Consider the following 25176-nt stretch of genomic DNA (forward strand, 5'->3'; position numbering starts at 1 on the left):
GAAAGACTCCCGAATGGCCCTGCCGACCGCCCGCGCTGATTCGCGCGCGGCTCCCGGGCACGGCGTCCTACGTAGCGACGAAGCCCCGCGCCTGCGAGGGTGCGCGCCTCGGCGAGGCGGATCGGGCGCGGGATCGTGACCCGGCGCGGCCTGCATGCCACGCCCCCGTACCCCGCCCGGGTCTCGCGCCCGGCGGCCCGGGCTGCCATATAGCCCCCGGCTTCCAACCCTCCGCCGCCTCTCATCCGAGCCCCATCGGCACACAGGCCTCATGAGTCCTCTCGCACATCGTCGTTTCCTCAAGATGCACGGCGCCGGCAACGCGATCGTGGTGCTGGACCTGCGCGGCAGCGGCCTCACCGTCGCGCCGGAAGAAGCCCGCGCCATCGGGCGGGACCCGCGCTCGCGCTTCGACCAGCTCATGGTGATCCACGACGCGCAGAGCCCCGGCACCGACGCGTTCATGCGGATCTACAACACCGACGGCTCGGAATCGGGGGCCTGCGGCAACGGCACCCGCTGCGTCGCCTATGCCATGTTCGACGACCCCGCGATGGCGCGCCCGGCCGAGGGCGGCACCCTGACGCTGGAGACCAGGGCGGGGCTCGTGGCCGTGCGCCGGGTCGCCGACCGCTCCTTCACCGTCGATATGGGCCGCCCCCGCCTGAACTGGGACGAGATCCCGCTGGCCGAGCCCTTCCCCGACACGCGGCTGATCGAGTTGCAGATCGGCCCGATCGACGCGCCGGTGCTGCATTCCCCGAGCGCGGTGAGCATGGGCAACCCGCATGCGATCTTCTTCGTCGAGACCGACCCGGACGGCTACGATCTCGGCCGCATCGGCCCACTGCTGGAGGCCCATCCGCTCTTCCCCGAGCGGGCCAACATCTCGATCGCGCAGGTGACCGGCCGCGAGACGATCAAGCTGCGGGTCTGGGAGCGCGGGGCCGGCCTCACCCTCGCCTGCGGCACCGCCGCCTGCGCCACGGCGGTGGCCGCCGCGCGCCTGCGCATGATCGGCCGGCAGGCCACGGTGAGCCTGCCCGGCGGGGACCTCTTCATCGAGTGGCGCGCCGACGACCACGTCCTGATGACCGGCCCGGTCTTTCTCGAAGGGGAGGGCACCTTCGACCCCGCGATCTTCGCCGGGTGCGCGGCGGAATGAGCGTCGAGACGCTCACCTTCGGCTGCCGGCTCAACACCGTCGAGTCGGAGGCGATGCGCGCCGCCGCCGAGGCCGCGGGCGGGGGCGACCTCCTGCTCGTCAACACCTGCGCCGTCACCGCGGAGGCCGGGCGGCAGGCCCGCAAGGCGATCCGCGGGGCCGCCCGGGCGCGGCCCGACCGGCCCATCGTCGTCACCGGCTGCGGCGCCGAGGTGGAGCGGGAGGCCTATGCCGCCATGCCGGAGGTGTCCCGCCTCGTCGGCAACGCCGCCAAGACGCGGCCGGAGACCTGGACCGGCGACGCCGCGCCTCCAGGCACCATCATGGAGGAGCGCCGCCTCGCCCCCGTCCGGGCCGACGCCCTGGAGGGGCATACCCGCGCCTTCGTCGCCGTGCAGAACGGCTGCGACCATCGCTGCACCTTCTGCATCATCCCGTTCGGCCGCGGCCGTTCCCGCTCGCTGCCCCCGGACGCGGTGGTCGAGCAGGTGGCCCGCATCGTCGACCGGGGCGGCCGCGAGGTCGTGCTGACCGGGGTCGACCTGACGGCCTATGGCCGCGACCTCGCGGCGGGCCTGAGCCTCGGCACCCTGGTCCGGCGCATCCTGAAGGCGGTGCCGGATCTGGCGCGGCTGCGCCTGTCCTCGATCGATTCCATCGAGGCCGACCCGGCCCTCGTCGCCGCCTTCGCCGAGGAGCCGCGGCTGATGCCGCACGTCCATCTCTCCCTGCAGGCGGGGGACGACCTCATCCTCAAGCGCATGAAGCGGCGCCACAGCCGCTCCGAGGCGATCGCCTTCTGCGACAGGCTCAAGGCCCTGCGCCCCGGCATCGTCTTCGGAGCGGACCTGATCGCCGGCTTCCCCACCGAAACCGAACCCCACTTCGCCCGCTCCCTCGACCTCGTCGCGGAATGCGGGCTGACCCATCTCCACGTCTTCCCCTATTCCCCCCGGCCGGGCACGCCGGCCGCACGCATGCCGCAGGTCGCGCCGGAGATCGTGCGCGATCGCGCCTCCCGCCTGCGCGCCGCGGGGGAAGCGGCGCTCGTTCGCCATCTCGACGGCGAGATCGGCGCCGTGCGGCGGGTCTTGACCGAGCGGGGCGGCATCGGCCGCACCGAAGGCTTCGCGCGGGTCCGCCTCCCCGGCGCAGCCGCGGGCGAACTGCGCACCGTGCACGTCACCGGCCATGACGGGCAGATGCTCTCGGCGAGGTGACGTCAGGCAGGAAGCCCACAACGCGCGAGCTCGGAACGCATCCGCTCCGGCGGGGGCGCCTCCACCCGGATCGGATTCTTGCGTGGATAGAGAGGGAGGACGAGGGCGCGGGCATGCAGGTGGAGATCCGCCCCGCGTGGCGCCGTCCCGTAGACGGCATCGCCCAGGATCGGCCAGCCGGAGGCGGCGCAATGCACGCGAAGCTGATGCGTGCGGCCGGTGACGGGTTTCAGTTCCAGAACGGTGCGCCCGGCCGCGGGATCGCGCCCGAGCACCCGCCAGTGCGTGAGAGAGGGATCGCCGGCGGGGTCGACCTTCATCCACCAGCTCCGCGGGTCATCGGAACGCTTGGCCAGAGGCAGGTCGATCGTGCCGGCTTCGTCGGGGGGCCGCCCTCGACCACCGCCCAATAGGTCTTCTCCACGGCGCTCTCCGCGAAGAGGCGGTTGAGCCGCGCCAGCGCCTTGGCATGGCGCCCGAGCACCAGGCAACCGGAGGTGTCGCGGTCGAGCCGGTGGGCCGCCTGCGGCCGCTTCGGCAACCCGAAGCGCAGGGCGTCCAGGTGATCGGTCAGCGTCGGCCCGCCCTTCGGTCCGGGATGCACCGGCAAACCCGCCGGTTTGTCGATGACGAGCATCAGGGCGTCGCGGTAGAGGAGGCGCGCACTTATGTCGGTGATGAGTGTTTGGGCCGGCATCGCATCGTTTCGCTAGTGACGCCGGCCGCCGGGAGCAAGATCGAATGAGCGACGAGGAAAAGCCGGGCTGGTTCGGCCGGCTGTTCGGACGGAAGGGCAAGGAGGCATCGCAGCCGGCCGCCGCCGACGAGGCCGCCACGCTGGATCCGATCTCGCCGGCCTCGGATTCGGAGGGCCAGCCCGATTTCGCCACGGGTGCGGACGACATCGCGGCCGTGCCCCTGCCGCCGAGCGAGCCCTCGCCCGAGGACCCGGACAAGAACACGGTTCCCGACGAGGTCGAGGGTGCCGATCTCCAGCCCGTCGCCGACGAGGACGCGCCGCCCGCCGGGACGGCAGGCGACGACCCCGAGCACGGCACAGCACCGGTTTCCTCCCTCGTCTCCGCCGAAACCCCGGCAGAGGCGCCGGCCGAGGAGAAGCGCGGCTGGTGGAGCCGGCTCACCGCCGGCATGCGCCGCACCTCCTCAGCCCTGTCCGATCGGGTCACGGGGGTTTTCACGAAGCGGAAGCTTGATGCCGACACGCTGGAGGAGCTGGAAGATGCGTTGATCCAGGCGGATTTCGGGGTCGAGACGGCCATGCGGATCTCCGAAGCCGTCGGCAAGGGGCGCTACGAGAAGGGCATCTCCGCCGACGAGGTCCGCGCCATCCTCGCCACGGAGGTCGAGCGGGCGCTGGCCCCCGTCGCCCATCCCCTCGCGGTCGATGCGACCCGGAAACCCTTCGTGATCCTGATGGTCGGCGTGAACGGCGCCGGCAAGACCACCACCATCGGCAAGCTCGCCTCGAAGCTGAAGGCGGAGGGGCGCAGCGTGATGCTGGCGGCCGGCGACACCTTTCGCGCCGCGGCGATCGAGCAGCTCAAGGTCTGGGGGGAGCGCACGGGCACGCCGGTGATCAGCGGCGCCCAGGGGGCGGACGCGGCCGGCCTCGCCTTCGACGCCCTGCAGCGGGCGAAGGAGGCGGGCACGGACGTGCTCCTGATCGACACCGCCGGCCGGCTCCAGAACAAGGCCGGGCTGATGGCGGAGCTCGAGAAGGTGGTGCGGGTGATCCGCAAGCTCGACCCCGAGGCGCCCCACGCCGCGCTCCTCGTGCTCGACGCGACCGTCGGCCAGAACGCCCTCAGCCAGGTCGAGCTGTTCTCCCAGGCGGCGCCGATCAGCGGGCTGGTGATGACCAAGCTCGACGGCACGGCCCGGGGCGGCATCCTGGTGGCGCTCGCGGCCAAGTTCGGCCTGCCGGTGCACTTCATCGGCGTCGGCGAGGGCGTGGAGGATCTGGAGCCCTTCGCGGCCCGGGACTTCGCCCGCGCCATCGCCGGGCTGGAGAAGGATTAGGCCAGGGCCGGCGCGATGTCGGTGCGCGCGAAATCCGCGCCCTTGAACAGCAGCGGCGCATCCAGCGATTTCGCCAGGGCGTAGGAGAAGCAGTCGCCGAAATTCAGCCCGGCCGGATGCCGGCCCTTGCCGAACCGGGCAAAGGCATCCGCTGCGAGCCGGGCGAGGGCGTGATCGACGGGGTGGATGTCGATCTGCTCGCGGGCGAGCCAGGCGTCGAGATCCGCCCGGGCCGCCTGCCATCGGCCTATCACCATCGCGCATTCGAGATAGGTGGCAGCCGACATGACGCGGCGCGGTCGCGACCGCACGGCCTCGCTCAAGAGGTCGGCATCCGCCTCGTTCGCGAGGATCGCGATGAAGACAGACGTGTCGATGACGTGGCAGTCGCTCACACGGGCAGGCCGTTCTCGTCGTAGGCCAGGACCTCGTCGAGGGGGCGCGAATCAATCAGAACGCGCGCCTGCACGCTTTCCCGCAGGAGGCGAGCGGATTCCTTGGCATCCACGGGCATCCGTTCCCGACCAGGGGCGAGCCTGTCGCGCTCGCGGCGCAGGAGCTCGACGATCAGATCCGCCCGGTCCCGCCCCGTCGCCCGTTCCAGGTCGACGAGGAGGGCTTCGGCCTCCGGGTTCTCGATCCTGATCGTCATGTCCGACCGTAGCGGCACGATCGCCGCAGTTGGAGCGCGCTTCGTCGCAGTGGAGACCGCTTCGGCGTGAACGCGCGTTGTGACGGGGCCTGGAGCCGTGTCCGGTCCGAGGGGAGGGGCCCGGCTCTAGGAATACGCAACGCCCTGTCCTACACCCGCCGCGCCGCCGCCGCCATCACCGGCCGGACGCCGGCGAAGGTCACCAGAACGCCCGATGAAGATCGAATCCGTCCCGCCCCGCCGGCACCTGCCGCCGCTCCTCAAGCTCGCCCTGGAGCTCGGGCCGCTCGTCGTCTTCTTCCTCGTCAATTCCTATGCGGAGCGCTTCGGCGTCTCGCCCGACCAGAAACTGTTCGTGGCGACCGGCGTCTTCATCGCGGCGACGGTGGTCGCGCTGGCCGCCCATTTCGCCCTGGTGCGCCGGCTGCCGGTGATGCCCCTCGTCTCGGGCGTCGTGGTCGTGGTGTTCGGCGGCCTGACGCTCGCGCTTCAGGACAAGACCTTCATCATGATGAAGCCGACCATCGTGAACGGCCTGTTCGGGGTGGTGCTGCTCGGCGGGCTGGCCTTCGGCCGCTCGCTGCTCTCCGTCGCCCTCGACAGCATGTTCAACCTCACCGAGGAGGGCTGGCGCAAGCTCACCTTCCGCTGGGGCATGTTCTTCCTGGCCCTGGCCGTCCTCAACGAGGCGGTCTGGCGCACGCAGACGGAAGACTTCTGGGTCAGCTTCAAGGTGTTCGGCATCATGCCGCTCACCATCGCCTTCGCGCTGGCCCAGACGCCCCTGCTGATGCGCTACGAGCGCAAGGACAAGGCCGAGGCCTGATCCGTCACGGGGAGGCCGCCGCGATCTTGCCCGCGGCGCGGATCTTGGCGAGCACGTCGCCGTAATTCTCCGCGGTCACGATGCCGACGAGCTTGTCGCGGATCGTGCCGTCCGGCCCGATGATGAACGTCTCCGGCACGCCGTAGACCCCGAAATCGATGCCGACGCGGCCGCTCGCATCCGCGCCCACCGCGGCGAAGGGGACGCCGTTGCGCGCCAGGAAGCGGCGCCCGGCCTCGGCGCCGTCCTTGTAGTCGATGCCGACCAGGCGAATGCCGGGCTCCCGGGACAGGCGCATCAGCATCGGGTGCTCGACCTGGCAGGGCGCACACCAGGAGGCCCAGAAGTTCAGGACCGTCACCTGGCCCTTGAGATCGGCGGAGGACAGGCCCGGCACCGGCTGCCCCTCGGCCGAGAGGCCGGCGACGGGGCCGAGATCGAAAGCCGGGACGGGCTTGCCGATCAGCGCGGAGGGAAGCGCCTGCGGGTCGACTCCCGAACGCAGCCGCAGGAAGAACAGGCCGGCGAGGATCGCGAAGACCAGCACCGGCAGCAGGACCAGCAGCGAGCGCCGCACCGGCTCCGCCGGGGCGTCGTGGGGGGAGGGGGTCTCGCTCATGGCCGCGGCGGCGTCCGGCTCGCTTCGAGGGCGGCCAGCGCCCGGTTCTGCGCCCGGCGGTCGCGCCAGGCATTGAGGATCAGGCCCGCGATCACGAGGGCCGTGAAGCCGTAGGCGCCGAGGATGAAGCCCGCATGGGGGCCGAGCTGGGCGGTCAGGTCCATCGTGACACCCTCAGACCGGCTGGCCCACGGGAAGGGGCGAGGCCGGCGCCACGGCGGCCCCGGCATCGAGCCGCTCGGCCTCGCGGATCGTCAGCGCCCGCACCCGGCGGCGCAGGATCTCCGTGCGCATGCCGTAGAGATGCAGGCTCACGCCCAGCAGGGTGAAGGCGAGGATCATCGCGAGCAGCGGATAGAGCATCGACGGATCGATGGTCGAGCCGCCCATGCGCAGGATCGAGGCCGGCTGGTGCAGCGTCGACCACCAGTTCACGGAGAACTTGATGATCGGCAGGTTCACCGCACCCACCAGCGTGAGGATGGCGATGGCACGGGCCGCCCGGTTGGGATCCTCGATGGTGCGCCACAGGGCGATGATGCCGCAATAGATCAGGAACAGGATCAGCATCGAGGTCAGCCGGGCATCCCAGACCCAGTAGGTGCCCCACATCGGCTTGCCCCAGAGCGAACCGGTGACGAGGCAGACCAGGGTGAACATCGCCCCGATCGGCGCCGCGGCCCGCTGCGCCACGTCGGCCAGCGGATGCCGCCAGACCAGCGTGCCGATCGCCGAGACCGCCATCGCGCCGTAGAAGAACACCCCGAGCCAGGCCGCAGGCACGTGGATGTACATGATCCGCACGGTCTCGCCCTGCTGGTAGTCTGGCGGCACCACGAACCAGGTGAGATAGAGCCCGGCGGCGATCAGAAGCGCCGAGGCACCGGCGAGCCAGGGCAGCAGGCGCCCCGACCAGCGCATGAAGTGCCCCGGATGGGCGAGGCGGTTCCAGAAGGCGGTCCACATGACGCCCGTTTACCGCGCTGTGCGGTGCACCAGCAATGCACGAGGCCGGCACCGCGACGGTGCGTCCAACGCCGCTCGGATCGTGCCCCGACGCGTCAACCCGACGCGCTGAAAGGACCGAACCGGTTCCGGTCGCCCGAAGCGAAACTCCTTACCCTGCGCAACATTTGTGCAGCGCCCTACCTTCTATCCGCAGGCGCGGCTGGAACAGCGCGCGCGCAGGGATGTTCTGGGGGTTCACATTGTCGACCTGTGGACCCCAAGATGCTGATCCGAACCGGCTTCACGATCGCCTTCGAGACCGTGCGCTCCACCCCGATGTCCCTGCTTCTGAACGTGCGCCCGGAGCGCCAGGCGGATCTCGTGACGCCTGAGACCATCCGGTTCGACCCGCCGGTCGAGGCGCGGCAGCATCGCGATGCCTTCGGCAATGTCGCCACTCGCCTCGTCGCGCCGGCCGGGCGCATCACCATGTCGGCGGATTTCGTGATCCGGGATTCCGGCGAGCCGGATCCGGTCGTGCCGGCGGCGCGCCAGCTCCCCGTCGAGGACCTGCCCGACGACGTGCTGCCCTACCTGATGGGCAGCCGCTACTGCGACACGGACAAGCTCTGCGCCACCGCCTGGCAGCTCTTCGGTCAGACGCCGGAGGGCTGGGGGCGGGTGCAGGCGATCGTCGACTACGCCCATGAGCGGATCCGCTTCGACTACATGCAGGCGGATGCGACCCGCAGCGCCGCGGAGGGTCACGCCCAGCAGGTCGGCGTCTGCCGGGACTTCGCCCATCTCGCCATCACGCTGTGCCGTTGCATGAACATCCCGGCGCGCTACTGCACGGGCTATCTCGGCGATATCGGCGTGCCGAAGGATCCCGCGCCGATGGATTTCTCCGCTTGGTTCGAGGTCTATCTCGACGGGCGCTGGTACGCCTTCGACGCCCGGCACAACCGCCCGCGCATCGGCCGGATCGTGATGGCGCGGGGACGCGATGCCACCGACTGCGCCATCACCACCAGCTTCGGCTCCGCCAAGCTCGTCACCTTCCAGGTCCATACCGACGAGGTCGAACCGGAAGACGCCGCGCTCTCCCGCCGAGCCGCCTGAGCCATCCTCCTCCCGGCTCGCCCCTTCGCGGCCGCTTGCGCGAAGCCGCCCTGCGCCGCATAGGCGGGGCGGCCGCTCCGACACGCGGTCGGAGCGGGCGAACATGCGGGCGGATCGTTGCGGCTGATCGTCGAGAACCTGGCCTGCCGCCGCTCCGGGCGCCGCGTCTTCGAGCGCCTGTCCTTCGCGCTCTCCGACCGGGAGGCGCTGATGGTCACCGGCCGCAACGGTGCCGGCAAGTCGAGCCTCCTCGCCATGCTCGCGGGGCGGCTGAAGCCCGCCTCGGGCACGATCCGCGTCGAGGGCGTCGGCGAGCGCACCCTGCCCGAATGCCTGCACGTGGTCGGCCACCGCGACGGGCTGAAGACCGCGCTGACCGCCGGTGAGAACCTCGCCTTCGCCCGCGATCTCCTCGGCGCGCCGACCCTGAGCCCCCGCGATGCGCTGGCGGCGCTCGGCCTCGCCCATGCCCTGGACCTGCCGGTCGGCTATCTCTCGGCCGGGCAGCGGCGGCGGGTGGCGCTCGCCCGCCTCCTCGTCTGCCGGCGCCCGCTCTGGCTCCTCGACGAGCCGACCGCCGCCCTCGACACCGCCTCGCAGGCCGTGCTGGCCGGCCTGATGGCGCGCCACCGGGACGAGGGCGGCCTGATCGTCGCCGCGACCCATCAGGCGATGGGGCTGGAGGATGCGACGGAGCTGCGCATCGCCCCCCCCGCCGCATCCGCCCCGGCCGACGCGGCGGCCTCGGACTGGGAGACCTGGTCGTGATCCGCGCCTTGGCGGCGCTGGTGCGCCGGGACCTCCTGCTCGCCGCCCGGGTCGGCGGCTCGGGGGCGCTTTCCCTCGTCTTCTTCCTGATGATCGTGGCGCTGGTGCCCTTCGCCCTGGGGCCCGACCTGAACCTGCTCTCGCGGATCGGCCCGGCGATCCTCTGGCTGGCCGCGGTGCTCGCGACCCTGATCGGGCTCGACCGGCTCTTCCAGGCCGACGAGGAGGACGGCTCCCTCGACCTGATGACGGGCTCGCCCGCCCCCGTCGAACTGGTCGTGCTCGCCAAGGTGCTGGCCCACTGGCTGACCACGGGCCTGCCGCTCGCCCTGGTCTCGCCCCTGTTCGGCCTGCTGGTGGCGCTCTCGCCCACCGGCATGGGTGCGACCGCCCTGACGCTGCTCGTCGGCACCCCGGCGCTCACCTTCATCGGCGCGGTCGGCGCCGCGCTCACCGCCTCGATCCGCCGCGGCGGCCTGATCCTGGCGGTTCTGGTGCTGCCGCTGATGATCCCGACCCTGATCTTCGGCGTCTCGGCGAGCGAGGCCGCCCTCGGCGGCACCGTTCCCTTCGCCACGCCGCTCACGATCCTGGCGGCCCTCAGCCTGATCGCCGCGGTCATCGGCACGCTCGCCGCCGCCGCCGCCCTACGCTGGTCGGAATAGGGCCGGGCGGAGGACGAGACGATGGCAGCGGGGCGGACCAGATTTTTGTAAAGGCTCCGGAAACCGGGGGCAGCGATCCCGAGTTCCTGCCGCGACAACGACGAAGCTCGGCGGACCGGGGCGCTCGCCCCCCGGCGAACGCCGACCGCGCCCCCTCGACATCTCTGACGGCCGCTCCGCCGACCCGCACGCCACGGGCGCGGCCGGAACCGGCCTGGAACGACACCGATGAAGCTCTTCAAGTGCCAGTCCTGCGGCAACGTCCTGTATTTCGAGAACCGCACCTGCGAGCGCTGCGGCCATCGCCTCGGCTATCTGCCGGAGATGGACACGCTCTCGGCGGTGTCGCCGGCCGGCGACAACAACTCCTTCACGCCCCTGGCCGCGCCTGAGACGCCGCGCTTCTTCTGCACCAACGCCCAGCACGACGCCTGCAACTGGCTGGTGCCGCCCGGCTCCACCGACGCCTTCTGCCTGGCCTGCCGCCACAACGGCATCGTGCCGGACCTGAGCGTGCCGGAGAACCTCACCCACTGGCGCGAGATGGAATTCGCCAAGCACCGGCTGATCTACTCGCTCCTGCGCTGGAAACTGCCCCTCGTGACCCGGGCGGAGGATCCCGAGCACGGGCTGATCTTCAACTTCCTGCCCGATCCGCCCAGCGCCGACGGGCCGAAGGTGATGACGGGCCACGAGAACGGCGTGATCACCATCGCCCTGGTCGAGGCCGACCCGGCCGAGCGGGAGAAACGGCGCAAGGCCATGGGCGAGCCCTACCGGACCCTGCTCGGCCATTTCCGGCACGAGGTCGGGCACCATTACTGGGACGTGCTGGTGCGCGATGCCGGCAAGCTCGGGGCCTGCCGGGCCGTCTTCGGCGACGATTCGCAGGATTACGGCGCGGCGCTCAAGCGCCACTACGAGCAGGGCACGCCGCCGAACTGGCGGGAGAACTTCGTCTCGGCCTACGCCACCACCCACCCCTGGGAAGACTTCGCCGAGACCTGGGCCCACTATCTCCACATCGTCGACACCCTGGAAATGGCGAGCGCCTTCGGCATGCAGGTGCAGCCCCTGCTCGATTCCCACGGCGAACTCGCCGCACGGGTCGATTTCGATCCCTACCGGGCCGAGGGCATCCAGCAGATCATCGATGCCTGGCTGCCCTTCGTCTTCGCCATGAACAGCGTCAGCCGGGCCATGGGCGAGACCGATCTCTACCCCTTCGTGCTCGCGCCGCCCGTGGTGACGAAGCTCGGCTTCATCCACGACCTCGTGCACGGCCGGGTCTGAGCGGGCGCCCGCCTCGGCGGCAGACGCGCCGGAATGAAAGGGGAAAGGGGCGCGCGCGGCCGCGCGACGCTGGCGGCCAGATTCGAAACGTTCTATACGGGCCGCGGCTGCGCCGCGCGACCCCTCAGGGCGTCCAAACCGCCCCTCGCGCACCATCCTACCCGGGCACCCCCGGGGCGGCGCGCGCTCTTTGGAGCGCTTCCAGCCGAACACCTCGTGTGGCGCAGGTTATGCCTGCGCGTGTTCGCAACGCCAGCTTAGGATCCGACCCGCCGTGGCATCCCTCGACAGCTTCAAGGCCCGCCAGACCCTGACCGCAGGGGGCAAGACCTACACCTTCTATTCCATCCCCGAGGCGCAGAAGAACGGCCTGCCCGACGCGGCCGCGCTGCCCTTTTCCATGAAGGTGATCCTCGAGAACCTGCTGCGCTTCGAGGACGACCGCTCGGTCAAGAAGGCCGACATCGAGGCCTCGGTGGCCTGGCTCGACAACCGGGGCACGGCCGAGACCGAGATCGCCTTCCGTCCCTCCCGCGTGCTGATGCAGGACTTCACGGGCGTCCCCGCCGTCGTCGACCTCGCGGCGATGCGCGACGCCATGGCCGCGCTCGGCGGTGACCCGCAGAAGATCAACCCGCTGGTGCCGGTCGACCTCGTCATCGACCACTCGGTGATCGTCGACGAGTTCGGCAGCCCGAAGGCGCTCAACGAGAACGTGGCGCTGGAATATGCCCGCAACGGCGAGCGCTACACCTTCCTCAAGTGGGGCCAGTCGGCCTTCCGCAACTTCTCCGTCGTGCCCCCGGGCACCGGCATCTGCCACCAGGTCAATCTCGAATACCTGTCGCAGACGGTGTGGACCAAGACCGAGGACGGCGCCGAGATCGCCTATCCGGATTCCCTCGTCGGCACCGACTCGCACACCACCATGGTCAACGGTCTGGCCGTGCTCGGCTGGGGCGTCGGCGGCATCGAGGCCGAGGCGGCGATGCTCGGCCAGCCGCTCTCGATGCTGATCCCCGAGGTGATCGGCTTCAAGCTGTCCGGCAAGCTGCCCGAGGGCACCACCGCCACCGACCTCGTGCTCACCGTCACCCAGATGCTGCGCAAGAAGGGCGTGGTCGGCAAGTTCGTGGAATTCTACGGCCCCGGCCTCGACGACATGGCGGTGGCCGACCGCGCCACGATCTCCAACATGGCCCCGGAATACGGCGCCACCTGCGGCTTCTTCCCCATCGACCAGAAGACCATCGACTTCCTGAAGGTCACCGGCCGCGCCGATGACCGCATCGCCCTGGTCGAGGCCTATGCCAAGGCGCAGGGAATGTGGCGCGACGCGCAGACCCCCGATCCGGTCTTCACCGACACCCTCGAGCTCGACATGGGCACGGTGCGTCCGTCGCTCGCCGGCCCCAAGCGTCCGCAGGACCGGGTGCTGCTCGACGCCGCCAAGGCCGGTTTCGCCGATGCCATGGAGAAGGAGTTCAAGAAGGCTGCCGACATCGCCAGCCGCTACGCGGTCGAGGGCACCAACTTCGACATCGGCCACGGCGACGTGGTGATCGCGGCGATCACCTCCTGCACCAACACCTCGAACCCGAGCGTGATGATCGGCGCCGGCCTGCTCGCCCGCAACGCGGTCGCCAAGGGCCTGCGCTCCAAGCCCTGGGTGAAGACCTCGCTCGCCCCCGGCAGCCAGGTCGTCGGCGAGTATCTCGAGAAGTCCGGCCTGCAGGAGAGCCTCGACGCCCTGGGCTTCAACCTCGTCGGCTTCGGCTGCACCACCTGCATCGGCAATTCGGGCCCGCTCCCGGCCCCGATCTCGAAGGCGATCAACGACAACGACGTGGTCGCGGCCGCCGTCCTCTCGGGCAACCGCAACTTCGAGGGCCGCGTGAACCCGGACGTGCGGGCGAACTACCTCGCCTCGCCGCCCCTGGTGGTGGCCTACGCGCTCGCCGGCTCGCTGCAGATCGACATCACCACCGAGCCCCTCGGCCAGGGCGCGGACGGCCAGCCCGTCTACCTGAAGGACATCTGGCCCTCCTCCGAGGAGGTGAACGCCTTCATCGAGCAGAACATCACCTCGGCCCTGTTCAAGAGCCGCTACGCCGACGTGTTCGGCGGCGACGCGAACTGGAAGGGCGTCGAGGTGAAGGAAGCCGAGACCTTCGCCTGGGATGCGGGCTCCACCTACGTGCAGAACCCGCCCTATTTCGAGGGCATGGAGATGACGCCGGCCCCCGTGACCGACATCGAGGGCGCGCGCATCCTCGGCCTGTTCCTCGACTCCATCACGACCGACCACATCTCGCCCGCGGGTAACATCCGCGCGGCCTCGCCGGCCGGCGAGTACCTGCAGTCGCATCAGGTGCGGGTGCAGGACTTCAACCAGTACGGCACGCGGCGCGGCAACCACGAGGTGATGATGCGGGGCACCTTCGCCAATATCCGCATCAAGAACCAGATGGTGAAGGACGCCTCCGGCAACGTCGTCGAGGGCGGCTGGACGCTGCATCAGCCCTCGGGCGAGAAGATGTACATCTACGACGCCGCGCAGAAATACGCGGCGGAGGGCACGCCCCTCGTCGTCTTCGCCGGCAAGGAATACGGCACCGGCTCGTCCCGCGACTGGGCGGCCAAGGGCACCAAGCTCCTCGGCGTCCGCGCCGTGATCGCCGAGAGCTTCGAGCGCATCCACCGCTCGAATCTCGTCGGCATGGGCGTGGTGCCGCTCGTCTTCCAGAACGGCGATTCGTGGCAGTCGCTGGGGCTGAAGGGCGACGAGACCGTCACCATCAAGGGCCTCGAGGGCGAGCTGAAGCCCCGCCAGACGCTCACCGCCGAGATCACCGCCGCCGACGGCTCGAAGAAGGAGGTCCCGCTGACCTGCCGGATCGATACCCTCGACGAGCTGGAATACTTCCGCAACGGCGGCATCCTGCCCTACGTGCTGCGCTCGCTCGCGGCGTAAGCGCACCCGTCTCGAACGATGCGGAAAGGCCTCCCTCCGGGGAGGCCTTTTTCGTTTCGGAGGTCGCGGAACCAGAAAGGGGCTTGCCGTCGATCCTGTTTCGATATATCTAAAAATACGACATATCGAAACAGGATCGAATCATCCCATGCATCCCCATTCCCATCACCGCCATCCCTCCGACTGGTTCTTCGCCCGCGAGGAGGGTCATGACGGACCTCACCATCACCGCATGCACCGCGAGGGGCCGGGCTTCGGTCCGGGCCGGTTCGGGCGCGGCGGACGGGGGGGCCTCGGTCGCTTCTTCGCCCATGGCGACCTGCGGCTCGTCATCCTCCACCTGATCGCGGAGAAGCCGCGCCACGGCTACGAGATCATCAAGGCGATTGAGGAGCAGGTCGGCGGCGCCTACAGCCCGAGCCCGGGCACGATCTACCCGACCCTGACGCTGCTCGAGGAGCTCGGCCACGTCACCGTCAGCGAGGGGGACGGCGCCAAGAAGCTGCACACCATCACCGAGGAGGGCCGGGCCTTCCTCGAGGCGCAGCGCGCCACCCTCGACCCGCTGCTCGCCCGCATGGCGGAGGCCGCGCGCACCCATGGCGGCGGCCCGGCCCCGCAGGTGGTGCGGGCCATGGAGAACCTGAAGCTGGCCCTGCGCCTGCGCCTCTCCCGCGGCCCGCTGAGCACGGACGAGATCAACGCCGTCGCTGCCGCCATCGACGCCGCCGCCACCGCCGTCGAGCGCAGCTGATCGGGCTCGACCGCGGCGGCGGGCGAGGGTAGGGCGGTCGCCGGACGTCAACAGGAGCGACCGACGATGATCCTCGAAATCGCGCAGATCGACGTGAAGGCCGGCGCGGAGGCCGCGTTCGAGGCGGGCATCGCCAAGGCCGCCGAGATTTTTCGCGCGGCCAAGGGCTGCCGCAGCTTCGCGGTGCGCCGCTCCGTGGAGAAGCCGCAGCGCTACCGCCTGCTGATCGAGTGGGAGACGCTCGAGGCCCACACCAAGGACTTCACCGGCTCCGAGCCGTGGAAGCAGTACCGGGCCCTCGTCTCCGACACCTTCGAGGCTCCCCCGCAGGTCGAGCACACCGAGCTGACGCTTCAGGCCTTCTGAACGATCGGCGCGGGCCATGGTTCTCCTGCCAGAGGAGAACCGCATGTCCGACGAGCACGGGAAACCGACCCGGGAGACGATCCGGCGGGCGGAACGGGACGGTCTGGCGGATCTGAGCGTCAATACCAGCCGGCGCCCGGCCGGCTCCCCGGCGGGCGGGCCGCCGGACGGACGCTCCGAGGGCAAGCCCGCCGCCGGCACGCCCGGTGGCGAGCCCATGAAGGACCAGCAGGCGCCCCAGAGGCGCGGCTGAGCCGCTCCTCCGCACAGCGGCGTGACAGGAAGCCGGCGCGGGGCTAAGCCCGGCGCATGAGCCTGAACCGCCCCCTCCGCATCGGCACCCGCGGCAGCCCCATGGCGCTCGCCCAGACCGGCATGGTCCGTGACCGGATCGTCGCGGCCAATCCGGGCCTGGAGACCGAGATCGTCGTCGTCTCGACGGTCGCCGACCGGGTGCTCGACCGGCCGCTCTCCGAGATCGGCGGCAAGGGCCTGTTCACGAAGGAGCTGGAGCAAGCCCTCTTCGCGGACGAGGTCGACGTCGCCGTCCACTCGATGAAGGACGTCGAGACCTGGCTGCCGGACGGCCTCGTCATCGGCTGCATCCTGGAGCGGGACGATCCCCGCGACGCCTTCCTCGCCGCCTCCGAGGCGAAGGGCTTCGACGATCTGCCGCCGGGGGCGCGGGTCGGCACCTCCTCGCTGCGGCGGGGCGCTCAGGTGCTGATGCGCCGGCCCGACCTCCGGATCGTGCCCCTGCGCGGCAACGCCAATACCCGCATGCGCAAGCTGGAAGCGGGGGAATGCGACGCGACCCTGCTCGCCCTCGCCGGCCTGCAGCGTCTCGGCATGGAGAGCGTGGCCAAAAGCGTCCTCTCCGTGGAGGAGATGCTGCCCGCCGTGGCGCAGGGCGCCCTCGGCATCGAGTGCCGGGCGGGGGACGACCCGATCCGGGCATTGCTGGCTCCCGTGGCCTGCGCCACGACGACGACGGCGCTGGAAGCCGAGCGCGGTCTGCTCGCCGCCCTCGACGGCTCCTGCCGCACGCCGATCGCGGCGCTCGCCCGGATCGACGGCGACCGCCTGCATCTCGACGGCCTGCTCTTCCTGCCCGACGGCAGCCGCCACTGGGCCGTCACCCGCGACGGCCTCGCGGCGGACGCCGCCGCCATCGGCAAGGAGGCCGGCGAGGCCCTGCGCCATGCGGCGGGACGGACCTATACGGAACGGTTGCAGTAACGGGGAGACCTGCCGTCGGCATCATCGGCTGGATGGCTGGGGCGGGAGGATTCGAACCTCCGTATGGCGGTACCAAAAACCGCTGCCTTACCGCTTGGCGACGCCCCATCGACGCGCGGGTCGGGCGTTGTCTAGACGGGGCCGGGGCCGCTGGCAACACGGGATCGGGCCGGCCGATCGAACAGGAGGCCGGGATGGCGCGGGCAGGCGGGGCGGAGGGTGCGGCACGGGGCGTGGCCCTGGTCACCGGGGCGGGCTCCGGCCTCGGCCGGGAGGTCGCCCTCGGGCTGGCGCAGGCCGGCTGGCGCCTGGCCCTGGCCGGGCGGCGGCCCGAGCCCCTGGAGGCCCTCGCCGCCGAGATCGCGGAGCAGGGGGGCGAGGCCCTGGCGCGACCGGCCGATGTCGGCGATCCGCAGAGCGTCGAGGCGCTGTTCGCGGAGATCGGCCGGCATTTCGGCCGGCTCGACCTCCTGTTCAACAATGCCGGCATCTTCACCCCGGCCGCCACCGTCGACGAGGTCCGGATCGAGGACTGGCTCGCCAGCGTGCAGATCAACCTCACCGGCGCCTTCCTCTGCACCCGTGCGGCCTTCGCGATGATGCGGGCGCAGGACCCGCAGGGCGGGCGGATCATCAACAACGGCTCCATCGCCGCCCATGTGCCGCGGCCGATGTCGGCCCCCTATTCGGCCACCAAGCACGCGATCACCGGGCTCACCCGCGCCACCGCCCTGGACGGGCGCGCCTTCGACATCGCCTGCGGGCAGATCGACATCGGCAATGCCGAGACCGACATGACCCGCGCCTTCGGCCAGGGCGCCCGGCAGGCGGACGGCTCGATCAAGCCCGAGGCGGTGATGGCGGCGCGCCACGTCGCCGAGGCCGTGGTCTACATGGCCGGGCTGCCGCTCTCGGCCAACGTGCCCTTCATGACCGTGATGGCGACGAAGATGCCCTATCTCGGCCGGGGCTGAGGCGCCCTTTTGCACCCTCCCGCGCGAGCGCGTATGAGGACGCGCGCTTCCCGCTGACTCTCCTCGAGGACGAGCGGCCGCCTTCCACCGGCGGCCGGTGCCCGCCATGCTGATGCAGACCGATCCCAAGCCCGCCGACCCGAAAGCCGATCCGGTCGCCCGGCGGCGCACCTTCGCGATCATCTCCCACCCGGATGCGGGCAAGACCACGCTCACCGAGAAGCTGCTGCTGTTCGGCGGCGCCATCCAGCTCGCCGGCGAGGTGAAGGCCAAGCGCAACCGCGTCTCGACCCGCTCCGACTGGATGGGCATCGAGAAGGAGCGCGGCATCTCGGTGGTCACCTCGGTGATGACCTTCGAATACGGCGACTGCGTCTTCAACCTGCTCGACACGCCGGGCCACGAGGACTTCTCCGAGGACACCTACCGCACGCTCACGGCCGTGGATTCGGCGGTGATGGTGATCGACGCCGCCAAGGGCATCGAGGCGCGCACGCGCAAGCTGTTCGAGGTCTGCCGCCTGCGCGACATCCCGATCGTCACCTTCGTGAACAAGCTCGACCGCGAGGCCCGCGACCCGTTCGACCTCCTCGACGAGATCGAGAAGACCCTCGCCCTCGACGTGGCGCCGGTGACCTGGCCGATCGGCCTGGGCCGGAACTTCGCCGGCACCTACGAGCTCGGGAAGGCCCGGGTGCGCCGCCTCGACGCGGCGGACGATGCCGGCACGCTCAGCGTCTCCGGTCCCGACGACCCGCTCTTCGACGAATTGCTGACCGAGAACGGCGCCGCGCAGGCCTGGCGCGACGAGGTCGAGCTCGCCGAGGGCGGCCTGAAGACCTTCGACCTCGCCGCCTTCCGCGAGGGCCACCTCACGCCGGTCTTCTTCGGCTCGGCGCTCCGGAATTTCGGCGTGCGCGACCTGATCGACGGGCTCAGTCGCTTCGCCCCGCCGCCGCGGGGCCAGGAGGCGGACAAGCGCACGATCGAGCCGACCGAGCCGAAGATGACGGGCTTCGTGTTCAAGATCCAGGCGAACATGGATCCGAACCACCGCGACCGCATCGCCTTCATGCGGGTCTGCTCGGGCCAGCTGAAGCGCGGCATGAAGGCCAAGCTCGTGCGCACGGGCAAGCCGATGTCGCTCTCGGCACCGCAATTCTTCTTCGCGCAGGACCGGGCCATCGCCGACGAGGCCTATGCCGGCGACGTGGTCGGCATCCCGAACCACGGCACCCTGCGCATCGGCGACACGCTCACCGAGGGCGAGGAGCTGGTCTTCCGCGGCGTGCCGAGCTTCGCCCCCGAGATCATGCGCCGGATCAAGCTCACCGACGCGATGAAGGCCAAGAAGCTCCGGGAAGCGCTCCAGCAGATGGGCGAGGAGGGTGTCGTCCAGGTCTTCGTGCCGCAGGACGGCTCCCCGGCCATCGTCGGCGTGGTCGGCGCCCTGCAGCTCGACGTGCTGAAGGAACGGCTTCAGGCCGAATACGGCCTGCCGATCGACTTCGAGACCAGCCGCTTCAGCGTGTGCCGCTGGATCGAATCGGACTCCGAGGCCGAGCTCGACAAGTTCGTGAACGCCCACGGCTCGTCCATGGCAAGCGACCTCGACGGGGCGCCGGTCTTCATGGCGAGCACCGCCTTCTCCCTGCGCTACGAGGAGGAGCGCTGGGAGAAGATCCGCTTCACCGACGTGAAAGACTACCAGAAACGGGCGGTCTGACGCGTCGGCTCAGCCACGACGCTTCGATCGGAACCGAAGCGTCGCGGGCTGACCCGGGACACGACGACCGCCCCGCGCGTCAAAAGCTCCGAGGATAGCGGGAATTCCGGCCGCGCCTTCCTGCCCTTCACCGTGGTGCCGGGTCTCGCCAACAGCGTGGCCGCCCGCTGGTGCTCGGCGGCCTCGCCTTCGCCCCCGCCACCGCGGCCCCTGTTCCTGACGGGCGGCGCCGCTCTCCGATCTCGCCCGGCAGGCCGGCCTGATCGGCGTCGCCGCGGGGATCGGCACCGCCGTGCCCTCGATGACCAGCCCCCTGCTGTCGCGGGTCCCGGCGGAGCGGGGCGGTGAGGCGGCTTCAGCCGAGCAGGGCCGCCTTGTCGACGAGAAGGGCCTTGGCGAGGTCGTCGAGCACCTTGTGCTCGCTCTCCGTGACGCCGCCCTCGTCGGCGACGTCAGCGGCGATCAGGAAGACGTGCTGGCGCTGCTCCAGGGGACGGTCGGCGATGGCCGAGACGAGGCGCAGGTTCTCGAGCCGCCCGGCGCGCAATTCGGCCCGGGCCAGCGCCTCGAACAGCTCCTTCTCGAGGGCCAGGGTGTCGTAGGATTTTTCCAGGATCGGGTTGGCGCGCATGCTGACCAGGGCGGCCTCGATCTCCTCCTCGTCGGTCTCCCCGTCGGCGACGATGACGTTGGCCGCGGCGGCCACCGCCGCCTGCATGAACGCCGTGTCGCCCGCGTAGGACATCACCGCCCGGTTGAAGCGGACGAGTGCATCCTGAAAGAACCCCATCCTGCCCTCCTCGCACTCTTCCGCGCCGGGATGCGGAGGCCCTCGGCCCGAGCATCTTAAGCGCGAATCGCGGCGCCTCCAGCGGGCCGAACCGCCTGCGGCGCGATTTCCATCGGCATTTGTGGCCTGCGCATCACAGGCGGAGATCGGTTGGCGCACACGCCGCCGGACCGCGAAAAATGCGTTCCCGGGCCGGAACCGAGTCCGGGATGCGCATTTGAATGCCTGGGATGAAGGCGGCACCCTGAAACGTGCGCGGCGTCATCCGCCCTTCAGCGACGGATGACGATCATGACGCAGACAACCGGTGCCACGGGTGCGCCTGCTCCCTCGCAGAAATCCCTGCGCGGCCTCGACGCGCTGAACTTCTTCCTGGCCGACGTGCGCGACGGGCTCGGCCCCTACCTCGCCATCTACCTGCTCGCCGTGCGCGGACCCGAGCAGGGCTGGAACGAGGCCACGATCGGCCTCGTCATCACCATTTCCGGCATCGTCGGGCTGATCGCTCAGACGCCGGCGGGCGCCCTGATCGACCGGACCCGCCACAAGCGGGCCATCGTGATCGCCGCGGCGGTGGCGGTGACGCTGAGCTGCCTGGCGCTCCCCTTCGTCTCGAACTTCTTCCTCGTCGCCGCCACGCAATCGCTGGCGGGCATCGCCGGCGCGATCTTCCCACCGGCCCTGGCGGCCATCACGCTGGGCGTCGTCGGCCCGAAGATGTTCTCCAAGCGGATCGGCCGGAACGAGGGCTTCAACCATGCCGGCAACGCCGCCTCGGCGATGATCGCAGGGGCCAGCGCCTATTTCTTCGGGCCGATCGTGGTGTTCTGGCTGATGGCGATCCTCGCCGGCGCCTCGATCATCGCCATGCTGATGATCCCGGCGGAGGCGATCGACGACGACCTCGCCCGTGGCCTCGACCACGCCGAGCAGCAGGGCGGCGAGCAGCCCTCCGGCCTGTCGGCGCTCCTGCAGAACCGCCACCTGCTGCTCTTCGCCTTGCTCTGCGCCGCCTTCCACCTCGCCAATGCGGCCATGCTGCCGTCCGTCGGCCAGTTGCTGACCAAGATCTCGGGCAAGGACCACGCGACCTCGCTCATCGCGCTCTGCATCGTCGCCGCGCAATGCGTGATGGTGCCGGTCGCGATCTTCGTCGGCGCCAAGGCGGATGCGATCGGCCGCAAGCCGATCTTCCTGGCCGCCTTCGGCTTCCTGGCCCTGCGCGGCGTGCTCTACACCTTCTCGGACAACCCCTTCTGGCTGGTGGGCGTGCAATGTCTCGACGGGATCGGCGCCGGCATCTACGGCGCCCTGTTCCCGATCGTGGTCGCGGACCTCACCCGCGGCAGCGGGCGGTTCAACGTGGCGCAGGGGGCGATCGCCACGGCGCAGGGCGTCGGCGCCTCGTTCAGCGCGACCCTGGCCGGCGTGATCATCGTCGGAGCCGGCTTCTCCGCCGCCTTCCTGGCCCTGGCGGCGATCGCCGCGGCGGGCTTCCTCGTCTACCTGACGCTGATGCCGGAAACCCGTGGCTTGGACCCCGCCCAGGCCAGCCGCGACGGCGGCGCGGGACCGATGCCGGCGGCCGCGGCGGCCTGACGATCCCCCGAAGACCCCGCGGCGCCCTTCGGCCGCGGGGCAGGAACGCATCCGCCCCCGGCCGGTTTGTCCCGGACTCTCCCGTACGGAGCCACGAGGAGTTCGGGATGCCCAGAGTTTCGCCTATTGCCGTGCTGGCCGGGATCTTCCTGTCCACGGCCGCCTATGCCCAGGACCCGTCCGTGCCGCAGAAGGGCCAGGACACCGACCCCAAGCTGCCGCCGCCGAGCGAGCAGGTTCCGGAGAAGGTGAGGCCCGAGACGGACGCGCAGAACAGGACGCTGAGCGACAAGCTCCGGGACTCCGACGGCGTCATCAAGCCGCCCTCCGAGGTCGATCCCGAGATCAAGACCATCGCACCGGAACCGAACCCGAATTCGATGCCGGTGATCAAGCCTCCGGGCAACGCGAAATAAGGCGTCACACCTTCGAGAAGCGGCGGCTTTTCACGGGATCGGAAGGCTGGATTGCGCTCCCTCGCCTTGACCCGGGCGCAGGGATGGCCGAAGAGGCCCCGCAACCCACCCCGCCCCGGCCAATGCCGGGGTTTTCGCGCGTGGCGTCCGGGCTCTGGCCCCTCGCCGCGCGAGACAGGTCAGAACCTTATGGCGAACGTCGTCGTCGTGGGCGCCCAGTGGGGCGACGAGGGCAAGGGCAAGATCGTCGACTGGCTCTCCGAGAAGGCGGACATCGTGGTCCGCTTCCAGGGGGGCCACAATGCCGGCCACACGCTGGTCGTCGGCGAGGCCGTCTACAAGCTCTCCCTGCTCCCCTCCGGCGTGGTCCGGCCCAACACCCTGGGCGTCATCGGCAACGGTGTCGTGCTCGATCCCTACGCGCTCGTCGCGGAGATCGAGCGGCTCGCCGGCCAGGGCGTGAAGGTCGGCCGCGACAACCTGCGCGTCGCCGACAACGCGACCCTGATCCTGTCGCTGCACCGGGAGCTCGACGCCCTGCGCGAGGAGGGGGCGCCCGGCACCAAGATCGGCACGACCAAGCGCGGCATCGGGCCGGCCTACGAGGACAAGGTCGGCCGCCGGGCGATCCGGCTGATGGATCTGTCGGAGCTCGACGCCCTGGGGCCGAAGATCGAGCGGCTGCTCGCCCACCACAACGCCCTGCGCCGGGGCTTCGACCTGCCCGAGATCGCGCACCAGACGATCTACGACGAGCTCGCCGCCATCGCCGACAAGGTGCTGCCCTACCAGGACACCGTGTGGCGGCTGCTCGACGAAGCCCGCCGGGCCGGCCGCCGCATCCTGTTCGAGGGCGCGCAGGGCGCGCTCCTCGACGTCGATCACGGCACCTACCCCTTCGTCACCTCCTCCAACACCGTCGCCGGCCAGGCCGCGACGGGTTCGGGCCTCGGCCCGAGCGCGGTCGGCTATGTGCTCGGCATCGCCAAGGCCTACACCACCCGCGTCGGCGAGGGGCCGTTCCCGACCGAGCTGCACGACGAGATCGGTCAGCGCATCGGCGAGCGCGGCCACGAATTCGGCACCGTGACAGGGCGCAAGCGCCGCTGCGGCTGGTTCGATGCCTGCCTCGTGCGCCAGACCGTGCGCACCTCCGGCATCGACGGCATCGCCCTGACCAAGCTCGACGTGCTCGACGGCCTCGACGCGATCAATGTCTGCGTCGCCTACGAGATCGACGGCACGCGGCTCGACCACCTGCCGGCGAGCCAGGGCGCGCAGCAGCGCGCGGTGCCCGTCTACGAGACCATTCCCGGCTGGTCGGGCACCACGGCGGGCGCGCGCTCCTGGGCGGAGCTTCCGGCGGAAGCTGTGAAGTACGTCCGCCGGATCGAGGAACTGATCGGTGCCCCCGTCGCCCTGCTCTCGACTTCGCCGGAGCGGGACGACACGATCCTGATGCACAACCCCTTCGAGGATTGAGGCAGAGGCGGGCAGTCTGAGCCGCCCCGAAGGGATCGGATCGAGGCACGATGGCGGACTATTATCCGTTGCTGGCGCGGGCGCTCGACGCATTGCCCGACCGTTCGCCGGCCATGCGCAAGGCCGTCTACGATCGCGCCCGCGGCGCCCTGATCGCTCAGCTCCGCTCCCTCGACCCGCCGATCGCCGAAGCCGATATCGAGCTGGAGCGGAAGGCCCTCGACGCGGCGATCGGACGCCTGGAGACGGCTTACGGGGAGCCCGCACCGCCGGCCGAGGCGCCCGCAGCCGAACCCCCGGCTCCGCCGCCGGCGCCCCCCGCGGCTGCGGTCCCCTCGAAGCCCGAATTCCTGCCCGATCCATCCCCGGCAGCGGAGTCTTCGAAGCCTGCGGCGGAAGAGGCTCCGAAGCCTGCAGCCCCGGCTCCGGAGCGGGCTTCGGAGCCCACGCTGCCACCGGCCCCACCGCCGGAGCTGATTCCGCCCGCGGCCGCCGCCGACGCGCTGCCCGAGGCCGGGCCGCCCGAACCCTTCGCCGCCTTCGTGCCGCCGCGCCCGCCGCGGCCAGAGCCGGCGCCGTCCGCAGCGGCCGAAGGGGAGGCCCCGGCCGAGCCCGCCAATGCCAATGGCCGGCGCCGACCGAAGATCGACGTGGTGCCGCCGCGGACCGGCCGTGCGCAGATGCTGCGCAACGCCGTGGTCTTCGGCCTCCTCGCGATCGTGATCGGCGCGATCGGCGTTGCCGCCTATCTCCTTCGCGACAAGCCCTCGCCGGTGCAGGAAGCCGCGTCCTCGCGGGAGGCCCCGGCCGAGCCCGCCGATTCCAAGTTCGCCGACCGCATCGGCGGCGACCAGGCGCCGCCCCCCCGCAAGAGCCAAGCACCGGCCCGGGCGCCGGCCCAGACCGACATGACCGTGGCCCAGCGCGCCGTGCTCATCGAGGAGAACACCGCCGATCCGGAAGGACCGGCCAAGGTCACCCAAGGCCGTGTGGTCTGGCGCCTGGACACCGTGAGCGGCGAGCAGAGCCAGCCTCTCCAGACAGTGATCCGGGCGAGCGTCGATTATCCGGATGCCGGTTTCGGCCTCACCATGACGATCCGAAAGAACACCGATGCGGCGCTGCCCGCCTCGCACACGGTCGAGATCGCCTTCACCACCTCCGGGACGGATGCCGCCAAGCATGCCGTCCAGAGCATCGGCCTGATCGCCCTCAAGGACGAGGAGAAGGGCCGCGGAACCACCGTGTCCGGCCTGCCGGTGCGGGTGCGCGACAACCTGTTCCTGATCGGGCTGTCCTCCCTCAAAAGTGATGTCGACCGCAACACGGACCTCCTGCTGCATCGCCCGTGGTTCGACCTCGGGTTGCAATACGCCAGCGGCGGCCGTGCCATCCTGAGTTTCGAAAAGGGCAATACCGGCACTCAGGTGATCCAAAGCGCCTTCGAGCAGTGGAACGATTAGGCAAGCCGCATCGCTTGTCCGCGTGCTTCGGCGCACCCACGACAGAGGCTAGGCAAAGCTATCAAAAGTTGTAAA

Annotated in this window: 25 protein-coding genes, 1 tRNA gene and 1 pseudogene; 19 read left to right on the forward strand and 8 right to left on the reverse strand. The window is 70.6% G+C overall.

The annotated features are described in order from the left end of the window. Positions 1–271 precede the first annotated feature (271 nt). Together dapF and mtaB are read left to right on the forward strand one after the other, a co-directional pair. A complete protein-coding gene (gene dapF, locus MMB17_RS16400; protein ID WP_241099565.1) occupies positions 272–1165 on the forward strand; it encodes a diaminopimelate epimerase in 894 nt (297 codons plus the stop codon). Further along, positions 1162–2385 (forward strand): tRNA (N(6)-L-threonylcarbamoyladenosine(37)-C(2))-methylthiotransferase MtaB, encoded by a 1224-nt coding sequence (gene mtaB / locus MMB17_RS16405; protein ID WP_241099567.1) that lies wholly within the window; start codon positions 1162–1164, stop codon positions 2383–2385. The genes dapF and mtaB overlap by 4 nt, the downstream gene beginning before the upstream one ends. Before the next feature lie 2 nt (positions 2386–2387). Here the strand turns inward: mtaB and MMB17_RS16410 are convergent. Next, positions 2388–3082 (reverse strand): annotated as a pseudogene (locus MMB17_RS16410) (RluA family pseudouridine synthase). 44 nt (positions 3083–3126) lie between these two features. Here MMB17_RS16410 and ftsY point away from each other — a divergent pair. Further along, the gene (gene ftsY / locus MMB17_RS16415) at positions 3127–4425 is read left to right on the forward strand and encodes a signal recognition particle-docking protein FtsY (protein WP_241099569.1); all 1299 of its coding nucleotides are present in this window, start codon (positions 3127–3129) and stop codon (positions 4423–4425) included. Here ftsY and MMB17_RS16420 read toward each other — a convergent pair. Both MMB17_RS16420 and MMB17_RS16425 read right to left on the reverse strand, forming a co-directional pair. Continuing rightward, entirely contained in the window at positions 4422–4820 is a 399-nt protein-coding gene (locus tag MMB17_RS16420) for a type II toxin-antitoxin system VapC family toxin (protein ID WP_241099571.1), read from the reverse strand. The two genes, ftsY and MMB17_RS16420, sit on opposite strands and share 4 nt — an antisense overlap. Further along, positions 4817–5077, reverse strand: coding sequence for a type II toxin-antitoxin system VapB family antitoxin (locus MMB17_RS16425; RefSeq protein WP_238314568.1), 261 nt, complete (start codon positions 5075–5077; stop codon positions 4817–4819). Before MMB17_RS16425 ends, MMB17_RS16420 begins: the two co-directional genes overlap by 4 nt. A 214-nt stretch (positions 5078–5291) precedes the next feature. Between MMB17_RS16425 and MMB17_RS16430 the strand changes: the two genes are divergently transcribed. Further along, positions 5292–5903: a septation protein A gene (locus MMB17_RS16430; RefSeq protein WP_241099572.1), complete on the forward strand. Its 612-nt coding sequence runs from the start codon at positions 5292–5294 to the stop codon at positions 5901–5903. A 4-nt stretch (positions 5904–5907) separates the two neighbouring features. Here the strand turns inward: MMB17_RS16430 and MMB17_RS16435 are convergent, their stop codons facing one another. The 3 genes from MMB17_RS16435 to MMB17_RS16445 are packed head-to-tail and all read right to left on the reverse strand — an operon-like array spanning position 5908 to position 7488. Beyond that, a complete protein-coding gene (locus MMB17_RS16435; protein WP_241099574.1) occupies positions 5908–6522 on the reverse strand; it encodes a DsbE family thiol:disulfide interchange protein in 615 nt (204 codons plus the stop codon). After that, entirely contained in the window at positions 6519–6686 is a 168-nt protein-coding gene (gene ccmD / locus MMB17_RS16440) for a heme exporter protein CcmD (protein ID WP_238314577.1), read from the reverse strand. Before ccmD ends, MMB17_RS16435 begins: the two co-directional genes overlap by 4 nt. Positions 6687–6696: 10 nt before the next feature. Beyond that, positions 6697–7488, reverse strand: coding sequence for a heme ABC transporter permease (locus MMB17_RS16445; protein ID WP_241099576.1), 792 nt, complete (start codon positions 7486–7488; stop codon positions 6697–6699). Between the two features lie 264 nt (positions 7489–7752). Between MMB17_RS16445 and MMB17_RS16450 the strand changes: the two genes are divergently transcribed. From MMB17_RS16450 to hemC, 9 genes are all read left to right on the forward strand, one after another. After that, positions 7753–8592 (forward strand): transglutaminase-like domain-containing protein, encoded by an 840-nt coding sequence (locus MMB17_RS16450; RefSeq protein ID WP_241099578.1) that lies wholly within the window; start codon positions 7753–7755, stop codon positions 8590–8592. 117 nt (positions 8593–8709) lie between these two features. Further along, positions 8710–9360 carry a heme ABC exporter ATP-binding protein CcmA gene (ccmA, locus tag MMB17_RS16455; RefSeq protein WP_238314585.1) on the forward strand — a complete coding sequence of 217 codons (651 nt, stop codon included), beginning with the start codon at positions 8710–8712 and terminating at the stop codon, positions 9358–9360. Then, complete coding sequence (ccmB, locus tag MMB17_RS16460) at positions 9357–10025, forward strand: heme exporter protein CcmB (RefSeq protein WP_241099580.1); 669 nt, start codon at positions 9357–9359, stop codon at positions 10023–10025. The genes ccmA and ccmB overlap by 4 nt, the downstream gene beginning before the upstream one ends. 228 nt (positions 10026–10253) lie before the next feature. Next, entirely contained in the window at positions 10254–11318 is a 1065-nt protein-coding gene (locus MMB17_RS16465) for a zinc-binding metallopeptidase family protein (protein WP_241099582.1), read from the forward strand. Between the two features lie 274 nt (positions 11319–11592). Then, positions 11593–14292, forward strand: a complete 2700-nt coding sequence (acnA, locus tag MMB17_RS16470) for an aconitate hydratase AcnA (RefSeq protein WP_238314593.1) — start codon at positions 11593–11595, stop codon at positions 14290–14292. A gap of 148 nt (positions 14293–14440) precedes the next feature. Further along, positions 14441–15046 carry a PadR family transcriptional regulator gene (locus tag MMB17_RS16475; protein ID WP_241099584.1) on the forward strand — a complete coding sequence of 202 codons (606 nt, stop codon included), beginning with the start codon at positions 14441–14443 and terminating at the stop codon, positions 15044–15046. A gap of 66 nt (positions 15047–15112) precedes the next feature. Continuing rightward, entirely contained in the window at positions 15113–15412 is a 300-nt protein-coding gene (locus MMB17_RS16480; protein WP_238314599.1) for an antibiotic biosynthesis monooxygenase family protein, read from the forward strand. A gap of 43 nt (positions 15413–15455) precedes the next feature. Further along, complete coding sequence (locus MMB17_RS16485) at positions 15456–15665, forward strand: hypothetical protein (protein ID WP_241099585.1); 210 nt, start codon at positions 15456–15458, stop codon at positions 15663–15665. A gap of 56 nt (positions 15666–15721) precedes the next feature. Beyond that, positions 15722–16651 carry a hydroxymethylbilane synthase gene (gene hemC, locus MMB17_RS16490; protein WP_238314605.1) on the forward strand — a complete coding sequence of 310 codons (930 nt, stop codon included), beginning with the start codon at positions 15722–15724 and terminating at the stop codon, positions 16649–16651. 33 nt (positions 16652–16684) lie between these two features. Here the strand turns inward: hemC and MMB17_RS16495 are convergent. Continuing rightward, positions 16685–16759 (reverse strand) — tRNA-Gln (locus MMB17_RS16495). A gap of 86 nt (positions 16760–16845) precedes the next feature. Between MMB17_RS16495 and MMB17_RS16500 the strand changes: the two genes are divergently transcribed. Next, positions 16846–17625, forward strand: coding sequence for an SDR family oxidoreductase (locus MMB17_RS16500; RefSeq protein WP_241099587.1), 780 nt, complete (start codon positions 16846–16848; stop codon positions 17623–17625). 106 nt (positions 17626–17731) lie between these two features. Further along, positions 17732–19351, forward strand: coding sequence for a peptide chain release factor 3 (locus MMB17_RS16505; protein ID WP_241099588.1), 1620 nt, complete (start codon positions 17732–17734; stop codon positions 19349–19351). Between the two features lie 355 nt (positions 19352–19706). On the opposite strand, the gene MMB17_RS16510 is transcribed toward MMB17_RS16505, so the two are convergent. Then, positions 19707–20141 (reverse strand): tellurite resistance TerB family protein, encoded by a 435-nt coding sequence (locus tag MMB17_RS16510; RefSeq protein WP_238314614.1) that lies wholly within the window; start codon positions 20139–20141, stop codon positions 19707–19709. A gap of 291 nt (positions 20142–20432) precedes the next feature. Here MMB17_RS16510 and MMB17_RS16515 point away from each other — a divergent pair, with 291 nt between their 5' ends. The 4 genes from MMB17_RS16515 (at position 20433) to MMB17_RS16530 (ending at position 25101) form a co-directional block, all read left to right on the forward strand. Next, positions 20433–21740 carry an MFS transporter gene (locus MMB17_RS16515; RefSeq protein WP_420847278.1) on the forward strand — a complete coding sequence of 436 codons (1308 nt, stop codon included), beginning with the start codon at positions 20433–20435 and terminating at the stop codon, positions 21738–21740. A 107-nt stretch (positions 21741–21847) separates the two neighbouring features. Further along, positions 21848–22156 carry a hypothetical protein gene (locus MMB17_RS16520; protein WP_238314619.1) on the forward strand — a complete coding sequence of 103 codons (309 nt, stop codon included), beginning with the start codon at positions 21848–21850 and terminating at the stop codon, positions 22154–22156. A 189-nt stretch (positions 22157–22345) separates the two neighbouring features. Next, positions 22346–23638, forward strand: coding sequence for an adenylosuccinate synthase (locus MMB17_RS16525; protein ID WP_238314622.1), 1293 nt, complete (start codon positions 22346–22348; stop codon positions 23636–23638). A 50-nt stretch (positions 23639–23688) separates the two neighbouring features. Beyond that, the gene (locus tag MMB17_RS16530) at positions 23689–25101 is read left to right on the forward strand and encodes a histidine kinase (protein ID WP_241099592.1); all 1413 of its coding nucleotides are present in this window, start codon (positions 23689–23691) and stop codon (positions 25099–25101) included. The last annotated feature ends 75 nt before the right edge of the window (positions 25102–25176 follow it).

This window comes from Methylobacterium organophilum (assembly GCF_022533465.1).
Classification (GTDB): domain Bacteria; phylum Pseudomonadota; class Alphaproteobacteria; order Rhizobiales; family Beijerinckiaceae; genus Methylobacterium; species Methylobacterium organophilum.